Raw genomic sequence first — 15618 nt, forward strand, 5'->3', positions numbered from 1 at the left:
TACCTATGCCAGGGTGGCACGCTTGGCGCTGTACATTTCCTCGATCACGTTCTCGAAGTCTTTGAGCACCTGCGCCCGCTTGACCTTCATGGAGGGGGTCAGGTGGCCGGAGGCCTCGGTGAAGTCGGCGGGCACGATCCGGAAGGACTTGATTGCCTCGGCCTGGGACACCGACTGGTTGGCGTGGTTGATGAGCTCCTGGACGGCGGCCTTGACTGTCGGATGCTCTGCAGCCTCGGCGAGCGGGGTCGAGGCCGGGAGCCCGTGGCGGCCCAACCAGCCGGGGAGGGCTTCTTCGTCCAGGGTCACAAGGGCCCCGATGAACGGGCGGTTGTCGCCCACCACGAGCACCTGCGAGACGAGCGCGTCCGCCCGGATCTGGTCTTCCAGCAGGGCCGGGACCACGTTCTTGCCGCCGGCCGTGACGATGATTTCCTTCTTGCGCCCGGTGATGGTCAGGAACCCCGCCTCGTCCAGCTGGCCGATGTCTCCGGTGCGGAACCAGCCGTCGTCGTCGAAGGTCGCGGCGGACAGGTCATCGCGCTTGTAGTAGCCGCGCATGACGCACACGCCCTTGGCGAGGATCTCGCCGTCGTCCGCGATCCTGACGGAGTTGCCGGGAATCGGGGAGCCCACGGTGCCGATCCTGATCAGCTGCGGTGTGTTCACCGTGACGGGGGCCGTGGTTTCGGTCAGTCCGTAGCCTTCCAGGATCTGCATGCCGATGCCTTGGAAGAAGTGGCCCAGCCGTTCACCGAGCGGGCCGCCGCCGGAAACGGCATGGGCGACGTGTCCGCCCATGGCGGCCCGGAGCTTGCTGTACACGAGTTTGTCGAACAAGGTGTGCTTGAGCCGGAGGCCAAGGCCCACCTTGCCGGCCTGCCGTGCCCGGGAGTAGGCGATGGCGGTGTCCGCGGCGCGGTGGAAGATGGCGCCCTTGCCGCCGTCCTCGGCCTTAGTCAGGGCGGAGTTGTAGACCTTTTCGAAGACGCGGGGGACCGCGAGGATAAAGGTGGGCTGGTAGCTCTGCAGGTCCGGCAGGAGGTTCTTGATATCCGGTGTGTGCGCCACCGTGACGCCGGCGGCCACCGCCAGCACGGAGATGAAGCGTGCGAAGACGTGGGCCATGGGCAGGAACATGATGGTCCTGGCGTGCTCGTGCACAACCGTGCCCAGCGACGTGGCCAGCACATTCTCGGAGAGTTCCACAAAGTTGCCGTGGGTAAGTTCGCAGCCCTTGGGCCGGCCCGTGGTTCCTGAGGTGTAGATGATCGTGGCGACATCCTTCAGGGAGGCCTCGCCGCGCCGCGCTTCGAGCTCGGCGTCGCTGATGCCGGCTCCCGCCGCACGGACCTCGTCCAGGCTGTCGCCCTCGAGCTGCCAGACATGCCGCAGGGCGGTGAGGCCCTCGGAGGTGGCGGCCTGCCGGATGATGTCCTCGTGGTGCGCGGATTCGCCGAACGCGGCCACGGCGCCGGAGTCGCCAAGGTTCCAGGCCACCTGGGAGGGGGAGGAGGTCTCATAGATCGGGACCGAGACGGCGCCAGCGAACCAGATGGCGAAGTCGATCAGGGCCCATTCGTACCGTGTGCGGGACATGATGCCCACGCGGTCACCGGCGGCCACACCGCTGGCCATGAGGCCCTTTGCGAGGGCCGAGGCGTCGGCCAGGAAATCCGCGGCACGGACGTCCTGCCATTGGCCCGCCGCGTCGAGCCGCGAGAACAGCGCAGGGTTGGAGGCCTTGGCCGCCTGGCGCACCACGAGATCAGTGACGTTGGTGTCCGGATCGACATTCACCAGGGGCGGGACAATGATTTCTCGCACGACAGCTCCTTAGGTATCCATAGGCCCGCAAGGGGTTCCGCTAAGCCTAGTATGCGGTCCCCCCAAGGTGTGTTCTGCGACACCTACTGGCCAGTAACTTTACGGTCAGGCCCGCCGTTCCGCCAGTCGGGGCTGCTGCGGACACCGCCGCTGCGTCATGCCGCTGCGTCATGCTGCCGGGCCTTCGCTGCTGCGGCGGCCCCGGCGAATAGAATGGGGCACCATGCAGACACCAACACCCGGCCGGCAGCCCGGCCTGCGCGGCCGGACCGCGGCCTGGCGGAGCAGGACCGTGGGCGGAGCGGCGGCCGCCACCGCCGGGCACGACATCCGCTCACACCTGCGGCTGGGCCGCAAAGGCCTGGCGATCGGCGTCGACATCGGGGGAACGAAGGTTGCTGCCGGGGTGGTCGATGCCGAGGGCCGGATCCTCAGCCAGGCGAAACGCTCCACTCCGGGCAACGACCCGCGCGCCGTGGAGCGTGTCATTGTCGAACTGGTCAACGAACTGGGCGCAGGGCACCGGATCTGGTCGGTCGGAATCGGCGCCGCCGGCTGGATGGACCTCGACGGCGGCACGGTGCTCTTCAGCCCGCACCTGGCCTGGCGCAATGAACCGCTGCGGGAGAACCTGCAAAGGCTGCTGCGCCGCCCCGTCCTGCTGACCAACGACGCCGACGCCGCCGCCTGGGCGGAATGGCGCTTCGGCGCCGGGCAGGGACAGGACCGCCTGGTCTGCATTACCCTGGGCACCGGGATCGGTGGAGCCATGGTGATGGACGGACGGGTGGAACGCGGCCGCTTCGGGGTGGCGGGGGAGTTCGGCCACCAGATCATCATGCCGGGCGGGCACCGCTGCGAGTGCGGCAACCGCGGCTGCTGGGAACAATACGCCTCAGGCAACGCGCTCGGCCGTGAGGCCCGGGAACTGGCCGCCGCGAATTCTCCGGTTGCCCAGGAACTGCTCAAGGCCGTGGACGGAGACGTAGGACGCATCACGGGCGTGATTGTGACCGAGCTGGCCAAGGCCGGCGACCAGACCTCCCGCGAACTCCTCGAGGACGTCGGGGAATGGCTGGGCCTTGGCCTGGCGAACCTCGCAGCGGCCCTGGACCCCGGAAAGTTCGTGATTGGTGGCGGACTTTGCGATGCCGGCGAGCTGCTGGTCGCGCCGGCCCGGAAGGCCTTCGCCCGGAACCTCACCGGCCGCGGATTTCGGCCGGCAGCGGAGATCGAACTGGCAGCCCTTGGACCCAACGCCGGACTGATCGGCGCCGCCGACCTCTCCCGGGTGAGCAGCCGCATGCACACGTAACAGTGTGATCTTGCCAGCCCTGAAATAACCAGCCCTGAATACCCAGCCGGAGTGGCCCGCGGACTGGATGACCGGGTGGACTAGATGCGGGCCCCGTCGTCGTGCTCGTCCTTCTCGCCCGGCAGCTTCATGATCAGGAAGACCACCGCGGCCGCGAACGCGGCCACCATGCCAAGGATCGCCACCAGCGGGGCTGACCGCCAGAACATTGCCGAGAGCACCAGCGCAATCGGGCCGCCCACCGCGCCAATCCAGGCAAGGACGGTCATCGGATCTGCCCCTGCCAGACTCGGCGGCTCCTCCGGGACGAACGCGCCGTCGTCGTCGTCGGTCTCGTAGTCGCGGGGGCCGGGTTCGGTGTCCGGGATCTCGTTGTTGCCCGCAGCCGGCCGCCCCGGGGCGGGGGCGAGCCGCTCCTTGGCGGAGAGCTCGATCGGCGCGGCGCCGGAGAGACCCAGCGGGTCAAAATCGCGGAACGTCCTAGCCCGTGAGGGGCCAGCGCCGGAGCCGACACCGGTGCTGGGGCCAGCGCCGGTGCTGCCGGCGGGGCCGCCAGTTGCCTCGTCCCCGACTGTCCCGACCCCTTCAAGCCTCGCGACAAGATCCAGCCAGACGGCGTCGTCGTCGTCGGACGGTGCGTCCGCGGCGGGCGAGCCCGGCTCATTGGGCTGGGACTCTTGGGGCGGCGTGGCGCCGGAGTGCTCGGCAGCATCAGCATCAGAGCCGGGGGACCGGGCGTCGGCGGGGTCCTGGTCCGGGGTCTCGGGGTCCGGGAGGTCGGGGTCTGGTTTAGTCATTGGCCGTGTCCTTCCGGCTGGCGCGGGCGGCGCCCGGACTGGCTGCTGATGCAACGGACCGCACAAATTCTGCCGTTCCACGGAAGATCTCGGGCGCGTCGTTGTCCATGGTAGCCACGTGGTAGCTGTTTTCCAGCCGGATCACCTCGAGCGGGGCGTTGGTCAGCCCGCGGTGCAGGGCCACCATGCTGGATTCGGACACCACATGGTCCACTGCGGAACGGTACACCCGGACGGGTGCCGTTACGCGGGGCAGCAGCCGCACGGTGTCCTTGAACATCTTGTTGAGCTCGTGCGCGGCGGCCACCGGAGTGCGCGGGTAGGCGCCCTCATCCATGTCCGGTTTGAGGATGTCATTGGCGATCGCGGGGGTGCTCTTGAGGACGAACTTCAGGATGCCGGCCAGCGGGGCGCGGGGATCGTCGATGACCAGGCCCGGGTTGACCACCACAACCCCCGCCACGGGACGGGTGGCTGCAATCCGCAACGCCAGGGCACCGCCCATGGACAGCCCGGCCATCACCACGATGTCGCATTCTTCCGCAAGCTCCAGGTAGGCCGCGTCCAGGGCCGCATGCCAGTCTTGCCAACGGGTCTTGGTCAGCTCCTGCCAGCTTGTTCCGTGGCCCGGCAGCAGGGGCAGCCGCACGGCGAACCCGGCAGTGGCCAAGGACGACGCCCAGTCCCGTACACCGTGCGGGCTGCCCGTGAAGCCGTGGGACACCACCACACCGGTCCGGGGGCCGGTTCCCGTGAACGGGCTGCTGAACGGCGAGTGGTCCGGGAGGATGCTCATGGGGTCTCCGAGGGGGCGGGGGGCGGCATGGTGGACCGTGTGTGGGTGGTGTGGGCGTGCTGAAGGAAGAAGCGGACTGATTCTTCAAAGAGTAGCGGCGCATCGGCGTCCAGGGTGGCAACGTGCCCGCTGCGCGGCAGCGGGATCACCGTGAGGTCACGGGATCCGAGCCGCCTGCGCAGCAGCGCCAGGGACGACGGCGGGACCACGGGATCGGTGCCGGACTTGAAGACCAGGGTCGGAGCCTGGACTGCCGGCAGCTCCCGCAGGGTCACGGAGAACAGCCGGCGCAGTTGGTCGACGGCGGCCAGCGGCGTCACGGAGTAGTCGCCGTCGTCGGTGGTAATTGCCGTGGAATTCTCCTCCTGAATCGGCGTGGTGGTGCGCTGGAAGTATTTGAGTAGTCCCACGATCCTGACCCTGCGGTCATAGAAGCTCAGGCCGGGGTTGACTGCGGCCACGCCGGCCACGCTGTGGCGGGCCGCGGTGCGCAGCGCGATGGTGCCGCCCATGGACAGCCCCGCGACGTAGCAGTCCTTGGTCCGGGCGGCCAGATCCAGGTACGCGGTTTCAAAACTCGCGTACCAGTCCTGCCAGCGCTGCCGGGCGAGGTCCCGCCAGTGGGTGCCGTGCCCGGGCAGGAGTGGCACTGATACAGCGAAGCCCTGGTCGGCGAGGTGGCGGGCCCACGGCATAACGCTGTGCGGGCTGCCCGTGAAGCCGTGGCAGATGGCCACGCCGGTCCGGGCATTGGGGCCGTGGCCGGGGTAGCTGAAAGCGGCGGGCGCCGGGGGAGTGCTGCTTTCAGTCATGAGCCCATCGTGTCACCCTTGGCGGCAAAACTCACTAGAGTAAGGTGTCCATTGAAGTCCTGGCCGGACCCGATTTGGACGGCCGGCCAGACGCCTTCCGGAGAGGTCACCGAGTGTTTTATTGGTTCATGAAGACGTTTGTCCTGGGACCGGTGGTGAAGCTGCTGTTCCGGCCCTGGGTCAAGGGCCTCGACAACGTCCCGGCCGAGGGTGCCGCGATCCTGGCCTCGAACCACCTCTCCTTCTCGGATTCGATCTTCATGCCGCTCATGGTGCCGCGGCCGGTCGTCTTCCTGGCGAAATCCGAATACTTCACCGGGACCGGAATCAAGGGCAGGCTGACCGCGGCCTTCTTCCGGCTCACCAACCAGCTCCCCATGGACAGGTCCGGGGGAGCCGCGTCCGCACAGTCCCTGAACGCCGGCATGGAGGTGCTCAGGAACGGCTCGCTCATGGGCATCTATCCCGAAGGGACGCGCAGCCCCGACGCCCGCCTGTACCGTGGCAAGGTGGGCGTCGCCCGCTTGGCGCTGCAGGCCCGTGTTCCGGTCATTCCGGTGGCGATGATCGGAACGGACAAAGTCCAGCCGATCGGCAAGCGCGTGCCCAACATCCGTCGCATCGGCATGATCTTTGGCGAACCGCTCGACTTCAGCCGCTACTACGGGATGGAGGATGACCGAATGGTCCAGCGTTCTGTGACCGACGAGATCATGTATGAACTCATGCGGCTGTCCGGTCAGGAATACGTGGACGAGTACGCCGCCGTCGTGAAGCTCCGACTGGCGGGCAAAGCGCAGGAAGCGGCACCGGTCAAAGCCTCCGCGGACCCGGACGCGGGGCAGGAACCGGCCGCCGACGGGACACCCAACGAGACACCCGGCACAACCGACGAAAACTCTCACAACCCCGGCGCGCCGACGGCGCCCGCGGACGACGGCCCCGAGCTTCCCGGGACCGCCTGACCGGCGCCACGGTGCCATGTGACGGCAACGGAGCTGTCAATGACAGGCCGGGCCGCCGAACCTCGCTGGGGCAACTATCCTTAGAGGGTGACCGAGCTATCTGAGAAACCAGTTTCCCCGCTGACCAGCACCGCCCAGAGCGGAGCCGCCAACTATCCCGGACTGGACAACTGGCGGGAGATCCCGGCCTCGCAGCAGCCCACATGGTCGGACCCGGCGGTGTTCGAGGCGTCCGTCAAGGAACTTTCCGTGCTGCCGCCCCTCGTGTTCGCCGGCGAAGTGGACATCCTTCGCGAACGGCTCGCCGCCGCCGCACAGGGCAAGGCGTTCCTGCTCCAGGGCGGCGACTGCGCCGAGACCTTCGAAGCGGCGACGGCGGACAAGATCAGCGCCCGCGTCCGGACCATCCTGCAGATGGCCGTCGTCCTGACCTACGGTGCGGCCATGCCCGTCATCAAGATGGGCCGCATGGCTGGCCAGTTCGCCAAGCCCCGCTCCTCCAACGATGAAACGCGCGACGGCGTCACCTTGCCGGCCTACCGCGGCGACATCGTCAACGGCTACGATTTCACTCCCGTTTCCCGCGCCCATGACGCCGGCCGGATGCTGAAGGCCTACCACACCTCCGCCTCGACCCTGAACCTGATCCGTGCCTTCACCCAGGGCGGCTTCGCGGACCTGCGCCTGGTGCACCAGTGGAACAAGGGCTTCACCGAAAACCCGGCCCACGCCCGCTACGAGTCCCTGGCACGCGACATCGACCGCGCCATCAAGTTCATGTCCTCCTGCGGCGCCGACTTCGAGGCACTCAAGCGCGTGGAGTTCTACGCCAGCCACGAGGCCCTGCTGCTGGACTACGAGCGCGCCCTGACCCGCATCGATTCGCGCACCGGGTTGCCCTACGACACCTCGGCGCACTTCCTATGGATCGGGGAGCGCACCCGCGAGCTGGACCACGCCCACGTTGACTTCCTCTCCCGCGTCCGCAACCCGATCGGCGTGAAGCTCGGCCCGTCGACGAGCGGCGACGACGCCCTGCGCCTGATCGACAAGCTGGATCCGGACCGGGAGCCCGGCCGGCTCACCTTCATCACCCGTATGGGCGCCAGCAACATCCGCGAGAAGCTGCCGGCGATCGTCGAACGCGTCACCGCCTCCGGGGCTCAGGTCCTGTGGGTCACCGACCCCATGCACGGCAACACGGTCACCTCGCCCAACGGCTACAAGACCCGCAATTTCGACGACGTCATCGACGAAGTGCGCGGATTCTTCGAAGTCCACCACGCGCTCGGCACCGTTCCCGGCGGCCTGCACGTGGAAATGACGGGCGACGACGTCGCCGAATGCCTCGGCGGAGCCGACCCGATCGACCAGGAAGCGTTCCTCGACCGCTACGAGTCGGTCTGTGATCCGCGCTTGAACCACATGCAGTCGCTCGAAATGGCGTTCCTGGTGGCCGGTGCCCTCGCCAAGCGCTGACCCGCGGCGCTGACCGGCAAACAAGCTCCTTAATAAGGAAGCTCTGACAGAAAAGCTCCGCCGGCTGATGCAGCCGGGCGGAGCTTTTCTGCATGGTGGATCGGCCGCGAGCAGCGCCCGGTCAGAGGGTACGGTCAGACCACGGTCAGGGTGACAAGCGAGCCTTCGGGGACGCTCGTGTCCACCGGAAACTGGTCACGGACGGTTCCGAAGAATCCTCCCAGGATCTCATCGACCTGGACCTTGAAGCCGAGCGCTTCGAGGGCTTCCTTGGCTTCCTTGGCCTGTTTCCCGATGAAGCTGGGTACCTCGACGAGCTTCGGGCCCTTCGAGATGGTCAGGGTGACGGTACCGCCCCTGGTCAGGTTGCCGGAGGCCGGGTCCTGCGCCACCACGGCGCCCTTGGGTACATTCTTGTCATTGACCTGCTCCGGGGCGACCACGGCCTTCAGCCCGGCGCCTTGGAGCGCGTCCACGGCGGCACGCTGCTCCTGGCCGCGGACATCCGGGACCGGGATGGGCTGCGGGCCCTTCGAGACAGTGAGGCCCACCGGCGTCCCGTGCCGCACCGGGTTGCCGCTGCGCGGCGCCATCGCAAGGACAGTCCCGGCAGGCGCCTTCTCATCGAATGTCTCGGTAATCGGTCCCAGGGCCATCTTGGCGCCGTTGAGGGCGGCCTTGGCCTCGTCCAGGGTCTTGCCGGTCAGATCCGGCAACGGGAACAGTTGCGGGCCCTTGGAAACAGCCAGGGACACGGGCTGGAACTTTCGGATGACCTCGCCGGCTTTCGGCTCAGAGCCGACCACCAGGCCTGGTGAGACGTTGTCGTCGAAGACGTCCTTGACGATCGACTGGAACCCGGCGGTGCGGAGCAGGTCCTGGGCCTGGGCAACGGTCTTGTTCGCCACCGGGGGAATGGTTCCCGGCGAGCCCGGACCCATGCCGAAGAACCAGCCGGCGACGGCGGCGAGCAGCGCCGCGACCACGAGCAGGACGATCCACAGCAGCCCGCGGCGTCGCGGGTTCCCCTCGTGCAGGGTCTTGGTGGGCGTGGCCGCGGCGCGCTGGCGCGCCTTCTCCTCGTCCCGGTCCAGCTTGCGCTGGACGCGCTTGCTGGGGGCAGCCGCGACTTCCACCGGATCGTCGTCGTACCCGGCGGCGCCGTAGGCCGCCTCGTCCGGAGTGGACAACGGTCCGTAGGCCGGACGCCGCGGGGCGCCGGACATCACGGTGGTCGGGTTGCCGCTGGTGCGGGAGATCGTCTCGGTGGGCCGGGCGAGGCTGCCGTACATCTCCGTGGGCAGTTCGGTGGGCGGCGGCACGTAGGCCGTTTCCTGTGCGTCCCGCACGTCTTGCGCGTCCGACGCCGGGCCGGTACCGCCGGGCGGCCGGCTTGGCGGGGCGGCCACGGCCGGCAGCGGGCTGCGGACGGCCGCCGGCGGCTGGAGGTCGAGTTCGGCGTCGCTGAGGTTGGTCCTGATGTGCCGGAGTTCGGACAACAGTGCGCTCCCGTCGACGGGCCGTTTGTCCGGGTCCCGGTCCGTGCACCACTGGACCAGTTCGTCGATCTCCGTGGCCAGCCCGGGCACCGCCAGGGAGGGAGCCTCCACGGTGGAATTGACGTGCTGGTAGGCCACCTGGATGGGCACGTCGCCGTCGAATGGCTGCCGGCCCGTGATCATTTCGTACAGCATGATCCCCACCGAATAAATGTCGCTGCGGGCGTCGGCCTGTTTGCCCAGGACAAGTTCGGGGGAGATGTAGGCGACAGTCCCGATCAGGGCGCCGGTGCTCGTGGACGAGGAGATAGCGCGGGCCAGGCCGAAGTCACCGAGCTTGATCCGCCCGTCGTCGGCGATCAGGACGTTTTCCGGCTTGATGTCCCGGTGGATCATTCCGGCGGCGTGCGCGGCGCCGAGCCCTTCGACTACCGGATCGATCAGCGCCAGGGCCAGCCGCGGTGACAGGGCGCCCTTGTCATTGAGGACGTCGCGCAGCGTGTGGCCCTTGATGAACTCCATGACCAGATAGGCGATCCGGCCGTCTTCGCCCTGGTCCAGGACGCCCACCACGTGGGGATGGGAAAGCCGCGCGGCAGCCTTGGCTTCGCGCCCCAGCCGGTCGAGGAACTGCGGGTCATCGGCCAGATGGGGATGCAGCACTTTCAGCGCGACATCGCGCTCAAGGCGCTGGTCCGTGGCGAGGTACACGGTGGACATCCCGCCGCGGGCAAGCCTGGATTGAACCTGGTAGCGGTTGTCCACCAGGTTCCCTACGAGAGCGTCCTGCACGTAATCTTGCACCTTACAATCGTAGTCGCTGGACAGAAACGGGCCCGAATCAACATGCGATCCGGGCCCGTAGCGTCAAGCTCCGTTGTAAGGGAGCCTGTGCTGGAGTCTGTATTTAGCCGAACAGGCGCCGGTTGGCCTTGATGGCGGCGACGTACCCCTTGGTGTCCTCGAACATGCCATTCTGGCTCACCGAGTACTGACCCTGGTAATAGCCGGCGATCGCACTATCCAGATCAGGGCTCGTGCGGACCAGCTGGCGGATGATCGCGACGCCTGCCGTGGCGTTGTCGTACGGATCCAGGAGGTTCAGCTTGCGGCCCACGAGATCGGAGGCCCACTGGCCGGAGGACGGGATGACCTGCATGGTGCCGATCGCATTGGCCGGTGACACGGCACGCTGGTCGAAGCCCGACTCCTGGTAGGCAAAGGCCAAGGCGAGGCTGGCGTCCACGCCCATGCGCCGTGCCGTGTCCGCCACGATCGACTTCATCTGCGCACGGCTGGGCACCGGAGAGGCGTTGAGCAGGGCCTTGTTCTGGTTGGCCGAGCTGACCACGGCGGCCGGGTAGCTGAAGCCGAGGAACGTGCTGGGCACGAGGGGCGTGGTGGCAGCAGGCTTGCTCGAGGCCGGTGCGATCGTCGACGCGCCGGGGATGACGAGCTTCTGGCCCGGGTAGATGATGCTCGACATCGTCAGCCGGTTGGCCGACAGGACGTCCGAGAGCCTGACGCCGTTGCGGGCCGCGATGCCGGAAAGGGTGTCGCCGGCCTTGATGGTGTAGGAGCCCGAGCTGGCCGGCGCGGGCGCCGACGACGCGGGCTTTGTCGCGGCGGGAGCCGGGGTGCTGGAACCGCCGCCGACCTTAACCTTCTGGCCGGGATAGATCACGGAGCTCATGCCGAGCCCGTTCCACTTGAAGACCTCGGAAAGCCCAACGCCGTGGCGCGCGGCGATTCCGCCCAGCGTGTCGCCTGCTTTCACAACGTAGACGCGCCCAGCGCCTGAGGCTGAAGTAACGGAGGCTGACGTTGACTTGGCCGGGGCGGCCGGTTTGGCTGCCGGGGCCGCCGTCGAGCCCGTGAGCTTGATCTTCTGCCCAGGGTAGATGATGGTGTTCGCCTGCAGGTTATTCAGCTTCAGCACGGCGAAAGTGTCAAGGCCATAGCGGCCGGCCACGGCACTGATGGTGTCGCCGCGGGCGATCGTGTAGACGGCGGGAACCGCGGACTGCGCGGGCCGCATGGCGCTTGGCAGCGATGCCGGGACAGAGGCGGCGGGGATCAGTGCCGCCTTGAGGGACGTCGCCGCGTCCGCCTTTGCCTGTGCCCGCATGGCGGCCGCGAGGGTTGCCGGTACCGAACGCACACGTGATTCGGCAGCGGCAGGCTGGGCAATCGCCAGGGAGGAAAGCATGACGGCAGGAAGCGCCGCCGTTGTGGCCGCAATTAGCGGCAGGCTGCGCCCCGGACGGAGCTGTGGCGAACGTGAGGTTGTCATTGGAAAGATCCTCTTCTCAGCGGCAACGCTGCGGTCAGGCCGGTAGAACTGGTGTTACCAGTGTGACAAAAGTTATTTCTGTTACAAATGTGATCTATGTGAATGTCTCATGAATTGGGAATTAGCACAAGAACCGTTTGACATTCCGCAAACCAGTCTCCGGCGGAGTGTCGGCCAAATGGCGTCCCTGCGGGGTCCCACGCGAACCCGGGCGGCATTCGGGCGGGCGGGATGGGCCATGGCCGCGGCCGTCATTTCTGCGGCTGCCGACTAGGCGGCGGGGCACCCGCCGTGGCAATCTTTATCCGTGAGTAATGTAGAAAGCCTCGTGGGCGAATGGCTGCCCCTGCCCGATGTCGCACAGCTTCTGAACGTATCTATTACCAAGGTCCATGCACTCCTGGACGAACGTGCGCTGGCGGCCGTGAGAATCGGCGACCGGCGCATCCGGTCCGTGCCTGCAGCTTTCATCCAGGACGGGCATGCAGTGGAGAGCCTGAAGGGCACCATTGTTGTCCTCTCGGACGCCGGATACTCCGATGAGGAACTGATCAACTGGCTCTTTACCCCGGACGAGTCCCTCCGCGGCCGGCCGATCGACGCCCTCCGGGAAGGGCGCAAGACCGAAATCCGCCGCAGGGCGCAGTCACTGGCCTGGTAGGAGCACGCTGGCAGCCTAATGAGCCGGCAACATCATTAACGACGTGCCATGACGGGCCGTGCACAGCGCAAGCCGCTGTGCACGGCCCGACCGCTTTTCCAGGCACCTTGGCCTGGCAGGGCCGGGCTAGGCGGCGCGGGAGACCGTGGCCTCTGCCAGCCTGCGGAGCGCAGTTTTGGGCAGATCCTGAAGCGGCAGGAGGTCGAGGGCAGCGAAGGCCGCCTTGCCGAACTCCTCGATGAGTACTTCGGTGGCCTGGAGCGCACCGCAGTCCACGATGATCCGCCGGATCTCCTCGATGTCCGCGTCGCTGAGATCGGGGCTGCCCAGTTTGGCGTCGATAAACTCTGATTCGACCGCCGAGGCCTGGTCCAGGGCGAAAGCCACCAGGACTGTGCGCTTGCCCTCACGGAGATCGTCTCCGGCAGGTTTGCCTGTGGTGACGGGGTCGCCGAAAACGCCAAGGACATCGTCCCGCAACTGGAACGCCTCACCGAGCGGCAGGGCGAAGGCGGAATAGCCGCGCAGCAGCTCGTCACCGGCGCCGGCCAGGGCGCCGCCCAGGGCAAGCGGGTGTTCAGTGGAGTACTTGGCCGACTTGAACCGGATGATGGACTGTGCCCGGCTGACTGCCCCGGCGCGGTCCCGCCTGGGCCCGGCGACCTCTTCCAGGATGTCCAGGTACTGCCCGGCCATCACTTCGGCGCGCATAAGGTTGAAGATCAGCCGTGCCGGGCTGCCGGAGGCGGCGCGGTGCCCGATTTCCGTGAACGATTCCTCACTGAAGGACAGGCAGAGATCCCCGGTCAGGATTGCTGCCGCGTGGCCGAACCGCTCGCTGTCCAGCGCCCAGCCCTGGGCCTCGTGCAGTTCAATGAACCGGCGGTGGACGCTGGGGCCGCCCCGGCGGGTATCCGAGCGGTCAATGATGTCATCGTGGATCAGGGCCGCAGCCTGGAACAGCTCCAGGGCCGAGCCGGCCGTGACCACCTCGGCCGCGCCGGCCTCCCCGCCGGCGCCACGCCAACCCCAGTAGCACATGAGCGCCCGCAGGCGCTTTCCGCCCGTGACCAGGTTTGAGATCGAGCCCATGAGCGGATCGATGTCCTGGGAGATCGAGGACATGACTGCCTGACGGCTGGTCAGGAACTCCGTGAGCTTGCCGGCGACGGCGGCCACGTAATCCGACTGCTCGAGCCTCAGCTGTTCCGCGAGACTCACTTGACGGACTCGGCAGCGACGTTCGCACCGATCGTGAACGTGGACACACCAGTTGTCTGCATGACGGAGATGTTCACGGTTTCGTTGTCCCCGCGCAGGAAGTCCTTGGAGGGCAGGGCGCCTACGGTTTCACCGGGTACGGGCTTGAAGCCCTGTGCCTGCAGGGCCTTGGTGTAAAAGGCCAGGGCATCGGCAGCAGGGGCAGTGATACTGCCGACGAGTGCCACGGTTGCCGGCACGGTGGTCTTATCCAAGCTGCTGGACACCACTTTGGCACCGGGCATGAGCGGCAGGAGCTTCTGCGGGAAGCCGGGAACCAGGGCGCCGACCGTCGCCGACGTGCCGGGCTCCGCGGAAGGGCTGGGGGGAGCCGTGGTGGAGGACTGCGCAGATGCGGCCGGGTTTGCCGCCGACGACGTCGCCAGGCCCTCGGAGCTGGCAGGCGTGCATGCGGCCAAGGCCAATAGCGTGCCTGCCGCCGCGATGGCCGCGGCGGCACGTTTGCGCTGTCCAAATACCTTCACAGAGACTTTCCTCCTGGTGTTGAAGCGGAATCAGCCTCCAGTTTAGTCAGTCCCCGGGCATAGGATTGAAGACGTGGGGCCGGACGCAGACAATCAGCAGCGAGTGCAGACGAATGTGCACCCTCCAGGGCCGTCGAATGCGCAGCCCCACATTCAGCCTTCCAGCCGCCCGAGCGGGGAATCCCTGCTGGACCTTCGGCGCACCAGCATCATGCACGTGGACATGGACGCGTTCTTTGTCTCGGTGGAGCTGCGCAGCCGTCCCGAGCTGAAGGGAAAGCCAGTGATTGTCGGATACCCGGCGGACCGCTCCGTGGTGCTCTCGGCGTCCTACGAGGCCCGGGCATTTGGCGTCAGGTCAGCGATGCCCATGGTGGTGGCGGCACGAATGTGCCCCTCGGCTGTCATCATCGAACCTCGCCACAAGCTCTACTACGAAGTCTCCGGCCAGATCATGGAAATCTTTGGTTCCATTACGGACCTTGTCGAGCCGCTCAGCGTGGACGAGGCATTCCTGGACGTCGGGGGAGCCATCCGGAGGCTCGGTCCGCCCCGTGAGATTGGAGAACTGATCCGGGCCCGCGTCTTCCGGGAATTGGGCATCACGGCGTCTGTGGGCATTGCCGCCAGCAAGTTTGTGGCCAAGATCGCATCCACCCGGTGCAAACCGGACGGGCTGCTGCTGATCAGGCCTGAGGAAACTGTCCCGTACCTGCACAGCCTTCCTGTCAGTGCGCTCTGGGGCGTCGGCGGCAAGACCGTCGAAGTGCTGGCCCGCAGGGGTATCCGGACGGTGGCGGACGTCGCCGCGTCGCCGCTGCCCTCGCTGCGGAAGCTGCTGGGCGCCTCGGGGGAGCATGTCTACCGGCTCTCCTGGGGGATCGATCCGCGGCCCGTGACGCCGGTCCGGCCGGAAAAGAGCATTGGAGCCGAGGAGACGTTCGCCACTGACACCGCGGATGAGGCCCTGTTGCACCGGGAGCTGCTGCGGCTTTCGCACCGGACGGCGGAGCGCCTCCGCGGTGCCGGCATGCACGCGCGCACCGTGGCGCTCAAACTGCGCTACGCGGACTTTTCCACCATCACTCGCAGCCGCACCGTCAGCACACCGATCGACAGCGCCCAACTCCTTTACGCCGTGGCCGTGCAGCTCCTGGAATCCGTGGGAGAGAGGCCCATGACAGTCCGTCTCGTTGGCATCCGGGCCGAACAGCTGGAAGAGGCCGCCCACGCGCCGCTCCAGCTCAGCCTTGACCGCCGGGACGACAACTGGCGGGCTGCCGAACAAGCCCTCGATGCTGTCACCCGGAAATTCGGCAATAAGTCGGTTCTACCGGCGCGGCTGCTGGATCCCGGGGGACCCCTCGAATGAGCCTGGCGCAGGGATTCACGGGTGCCGGCACGGCAGGGGTTTCCGGACAAGCGGTTC

The 15618-nt window shown here is 67.3% G+C and carries 13 protein-coding genes; 5 read left to right on the forward strand and 8 right to left on the reverse strand.

Annotation, left to right across the window (positions count from 1 at the left end; genetic code table 11):
* Positions 1–3 precede the first annotated feature (3 nt).
* Positions 4–1827, reverse strand: a complete 1824-nt coding sequence (locus tag M2428_RS15625) for a long-chain fatty acid--CoA ligase (protein ID WP_277526871.1) — start codon at positions 1825–1827, stop codon at positions 4–6.
* Between the two features lie 223 nt (positions 1828–2050).
* Between M2428_RS15625 and M2428_RS15630 the strand changes: the two genes are divergently transcribed.
* Positions 2051–3142 (forward strand): ROK family glucokinase, encoded by a 1092-nt coding sequence (locus M2428_RS15630; protein WP_277526872.1) that lies wholly within the window; start codon positions 2051–2053, stop codon positions 3140–3142.
* Between the two features lie 80 nt (positions 3143–3222).
* Here the strand turns inward: M2428_RS15630 and M2428_RS15635 are convergent, their stop codons facing one another.
* Genes M2428_RS15635 through M2428_RS15645 form a run of 3 tightly spaced genes read right to left on the reverse strand, consistent with a single transcriptional unit; the run spans position 3223 to position 5547 of the window.
* Positions 3223–3939 (reverse strand): hypothetical protein, encoded by a 717-nt coding sequence (locus M2428_RS15635; protein WP_277526873.1) that lies wholly within the window; start codon positions 3937–3939, stop codon positions 3223–3225.
* Positions 3932–4735, reverse strand: a complete 804-nt coding sequence (locus tag M2428_RS15640; RefSeq protein WP_277526874.1) for an alpha/beta fold hydrolase — start codon at positions 4733–4735, stop codon at positions 3932–3934. Before M2428_RS15640 ends, M2428_RS15635 begins: the two co-directional genes overlap by 8 nt.
* Positions 4732–5547, reverse strand: a complete 816-nt coding sequence (locus M2428_RS15645; RefSeq protein WP_277526875.1) for an alpha/beta fold hydrolase — start codon at positions 5545–5547, stop codon at positions 4732–4734. Before M2428_RS15645 ends, M2428_RS15640 begins: the two co-directional genes overlap by 4 nt.
* A gap of 113 nt (positions 5548–5660) precedes the next feature.
* Between M2428_RS15645 and M2428_RS15650 the strand changes: the two genes are divergently transcribed.
* Positions 5661–6512, forward strand: a complete 852-nt coding sequence (locus M2428_RS15650) for a lysophospholipid acyltransferase family protein (protein ID WP_277526876.1) — start codon at positions 5661–5663, stop codon at positions 6510–6512.
* Positions 6513–6599: 87 nt separating this feature from the next.
* Positions 6600–7991 (forward strand): 3-deoxy-7-phosphoheptulonate synthase class II, encoded by a 1392-nt coding sequence (locus M2428_RS15655; protein WP_277526877.1) that lies wholly within the window; start codon positions 6600–6602, stop codon positions 7989–7991.
* A gap of 134 nt (positions 7992–8125) precedes the next feature.
* Here the strand turns inward: M2428_RS15655 and M2428_RS15660 are convergent, their stop codons facing one another.
* Entirely contained in the window at positions 8126–10294 is a 2169-nt protein-coding gene (locus M2428_RS15660) for a PASTA domain-containing protein (protein ID WP_277526878.1), read from the reverse strand.
* Between the two features lie 103 nt (positions 10295–10397).
* Positions 10398–11783: a LysM peptidoglycan-binding domain-containing protein gene (locus M2428_RS15665; protein WP_277526879.1), complete on the reverse strand. Its 1386-nt coding sequence runs from the start codon at positions 11781–11783 to the stop codon at positions 10398–10400.
* Positions 11784–12090: 307 nt separating this feature from the next.
* On the opposite strand from M2428_RS15665, the gene M2428_RS15670 reads away from it, so the two are divergent.
* Positions 12091–12444 (forward strand): Rv2175c family DNA-binding protein, encoded by a 354-nt coding sequence (locus M2428_RS15670; protein WP_026538795.1) that lies wholly within the window; start codon positions 12091–12093, stop codon positions 12442–12444.
* 126 nt (positions 12445–12570) lie between these two features.
* On the opposite strand, the gene M2428_RS15675 is transcribed toward M2428_RS15670, so the two are convergent.
* Positions 12571–13665 (reverse strand): polyprenyl synthetase family protein, encoded by a 1095-nt coding sequence (locus M2428_RS15675; RefSeq protein WP_277526880.1) that lies wholly within the window; start codon positions 13663–13665, stop codon positions 12571–12573.
* Positions 13662–14189, reverse strand: a complete 528-nt coding sequence (locus M2428_RS15680) for a hypothetical protein (protein WP_277526881.1) — start codon at positions 14187–14189, stop codon at positions 13662–13664. Before M2428_RS15680 ends, M2428_RS15675 begins: the two co-directional genes overlap by 4 nt.
* Before the next feature lie 211 nt (positions 14190–14400).
* On the opposite strand from M2428_RS15680, the gene dinB reads away from it, so the two are divergent.
* Entirely contained in the window at positions 14401–15561 is a 1161-nt protein-coding gene (dinB, locus tag M2428_RS15685; RefSeq protein ID WP_277526945.1) for a DNA polymerase IV, read from the forward strand.
* Positions 15562–15618: the final 57 nt, after the last annotated feature.

Origin of the sequence: Arthrobacter sp. ES3-54, from assembly GCF_029504395.1 — a bacterium.
GTDB lineage: Bacteria > Actinomycetota > Actinomycetes > Actinomycetales > Micrococcaceae > Arthrobacter.

Bases quoted from the DNA above. Each gene is read 5' to 3' on its own strand.
- M2428_RS15640 (WP_277526874.1), bottom strand. From the start codon at position 4,735: ATGAGCATCCTCCCGGACCACTCGCCGTTCAGCAGCCCGTTCACGGGA.
- M2428_RS15635 (WP_277526873.1), bottom strand. From the start codon at position 3,939: ATGACTAAACCAGACCCCGACCTCCCGGACCCCGAGACCCCGGACCAG.
- M2428_RS15645 (WP_277526875.1), bottom strand. From the start codon at position 5,547: ATGACTGAAAGCAGCACTCCCCCGGCGCCCGCCGCTTTCAGCTACCCC.
- M2428_RS15630 (WP_277526872.1), top strand. From the start codon at position 2,051: ATGCAGACACCAACACCCGGCCGGCAGCCCGGCCTGCGCGGCCGGACC.
- M2428_RS15665 (WP_277526879.1), bottom strand. From the start codon at position 11,783: ATGACAACCTCACGTTCGCCACAGCTCCGTCCGGGGCGCAGCCTGCCG.
- dinB (WP_277526945.1), top strand. From the start codon at position 14,401: ATGCACGTGGACATGGACGCGTTCTTTGTCTCGGTGGAGCTGCGCAGC.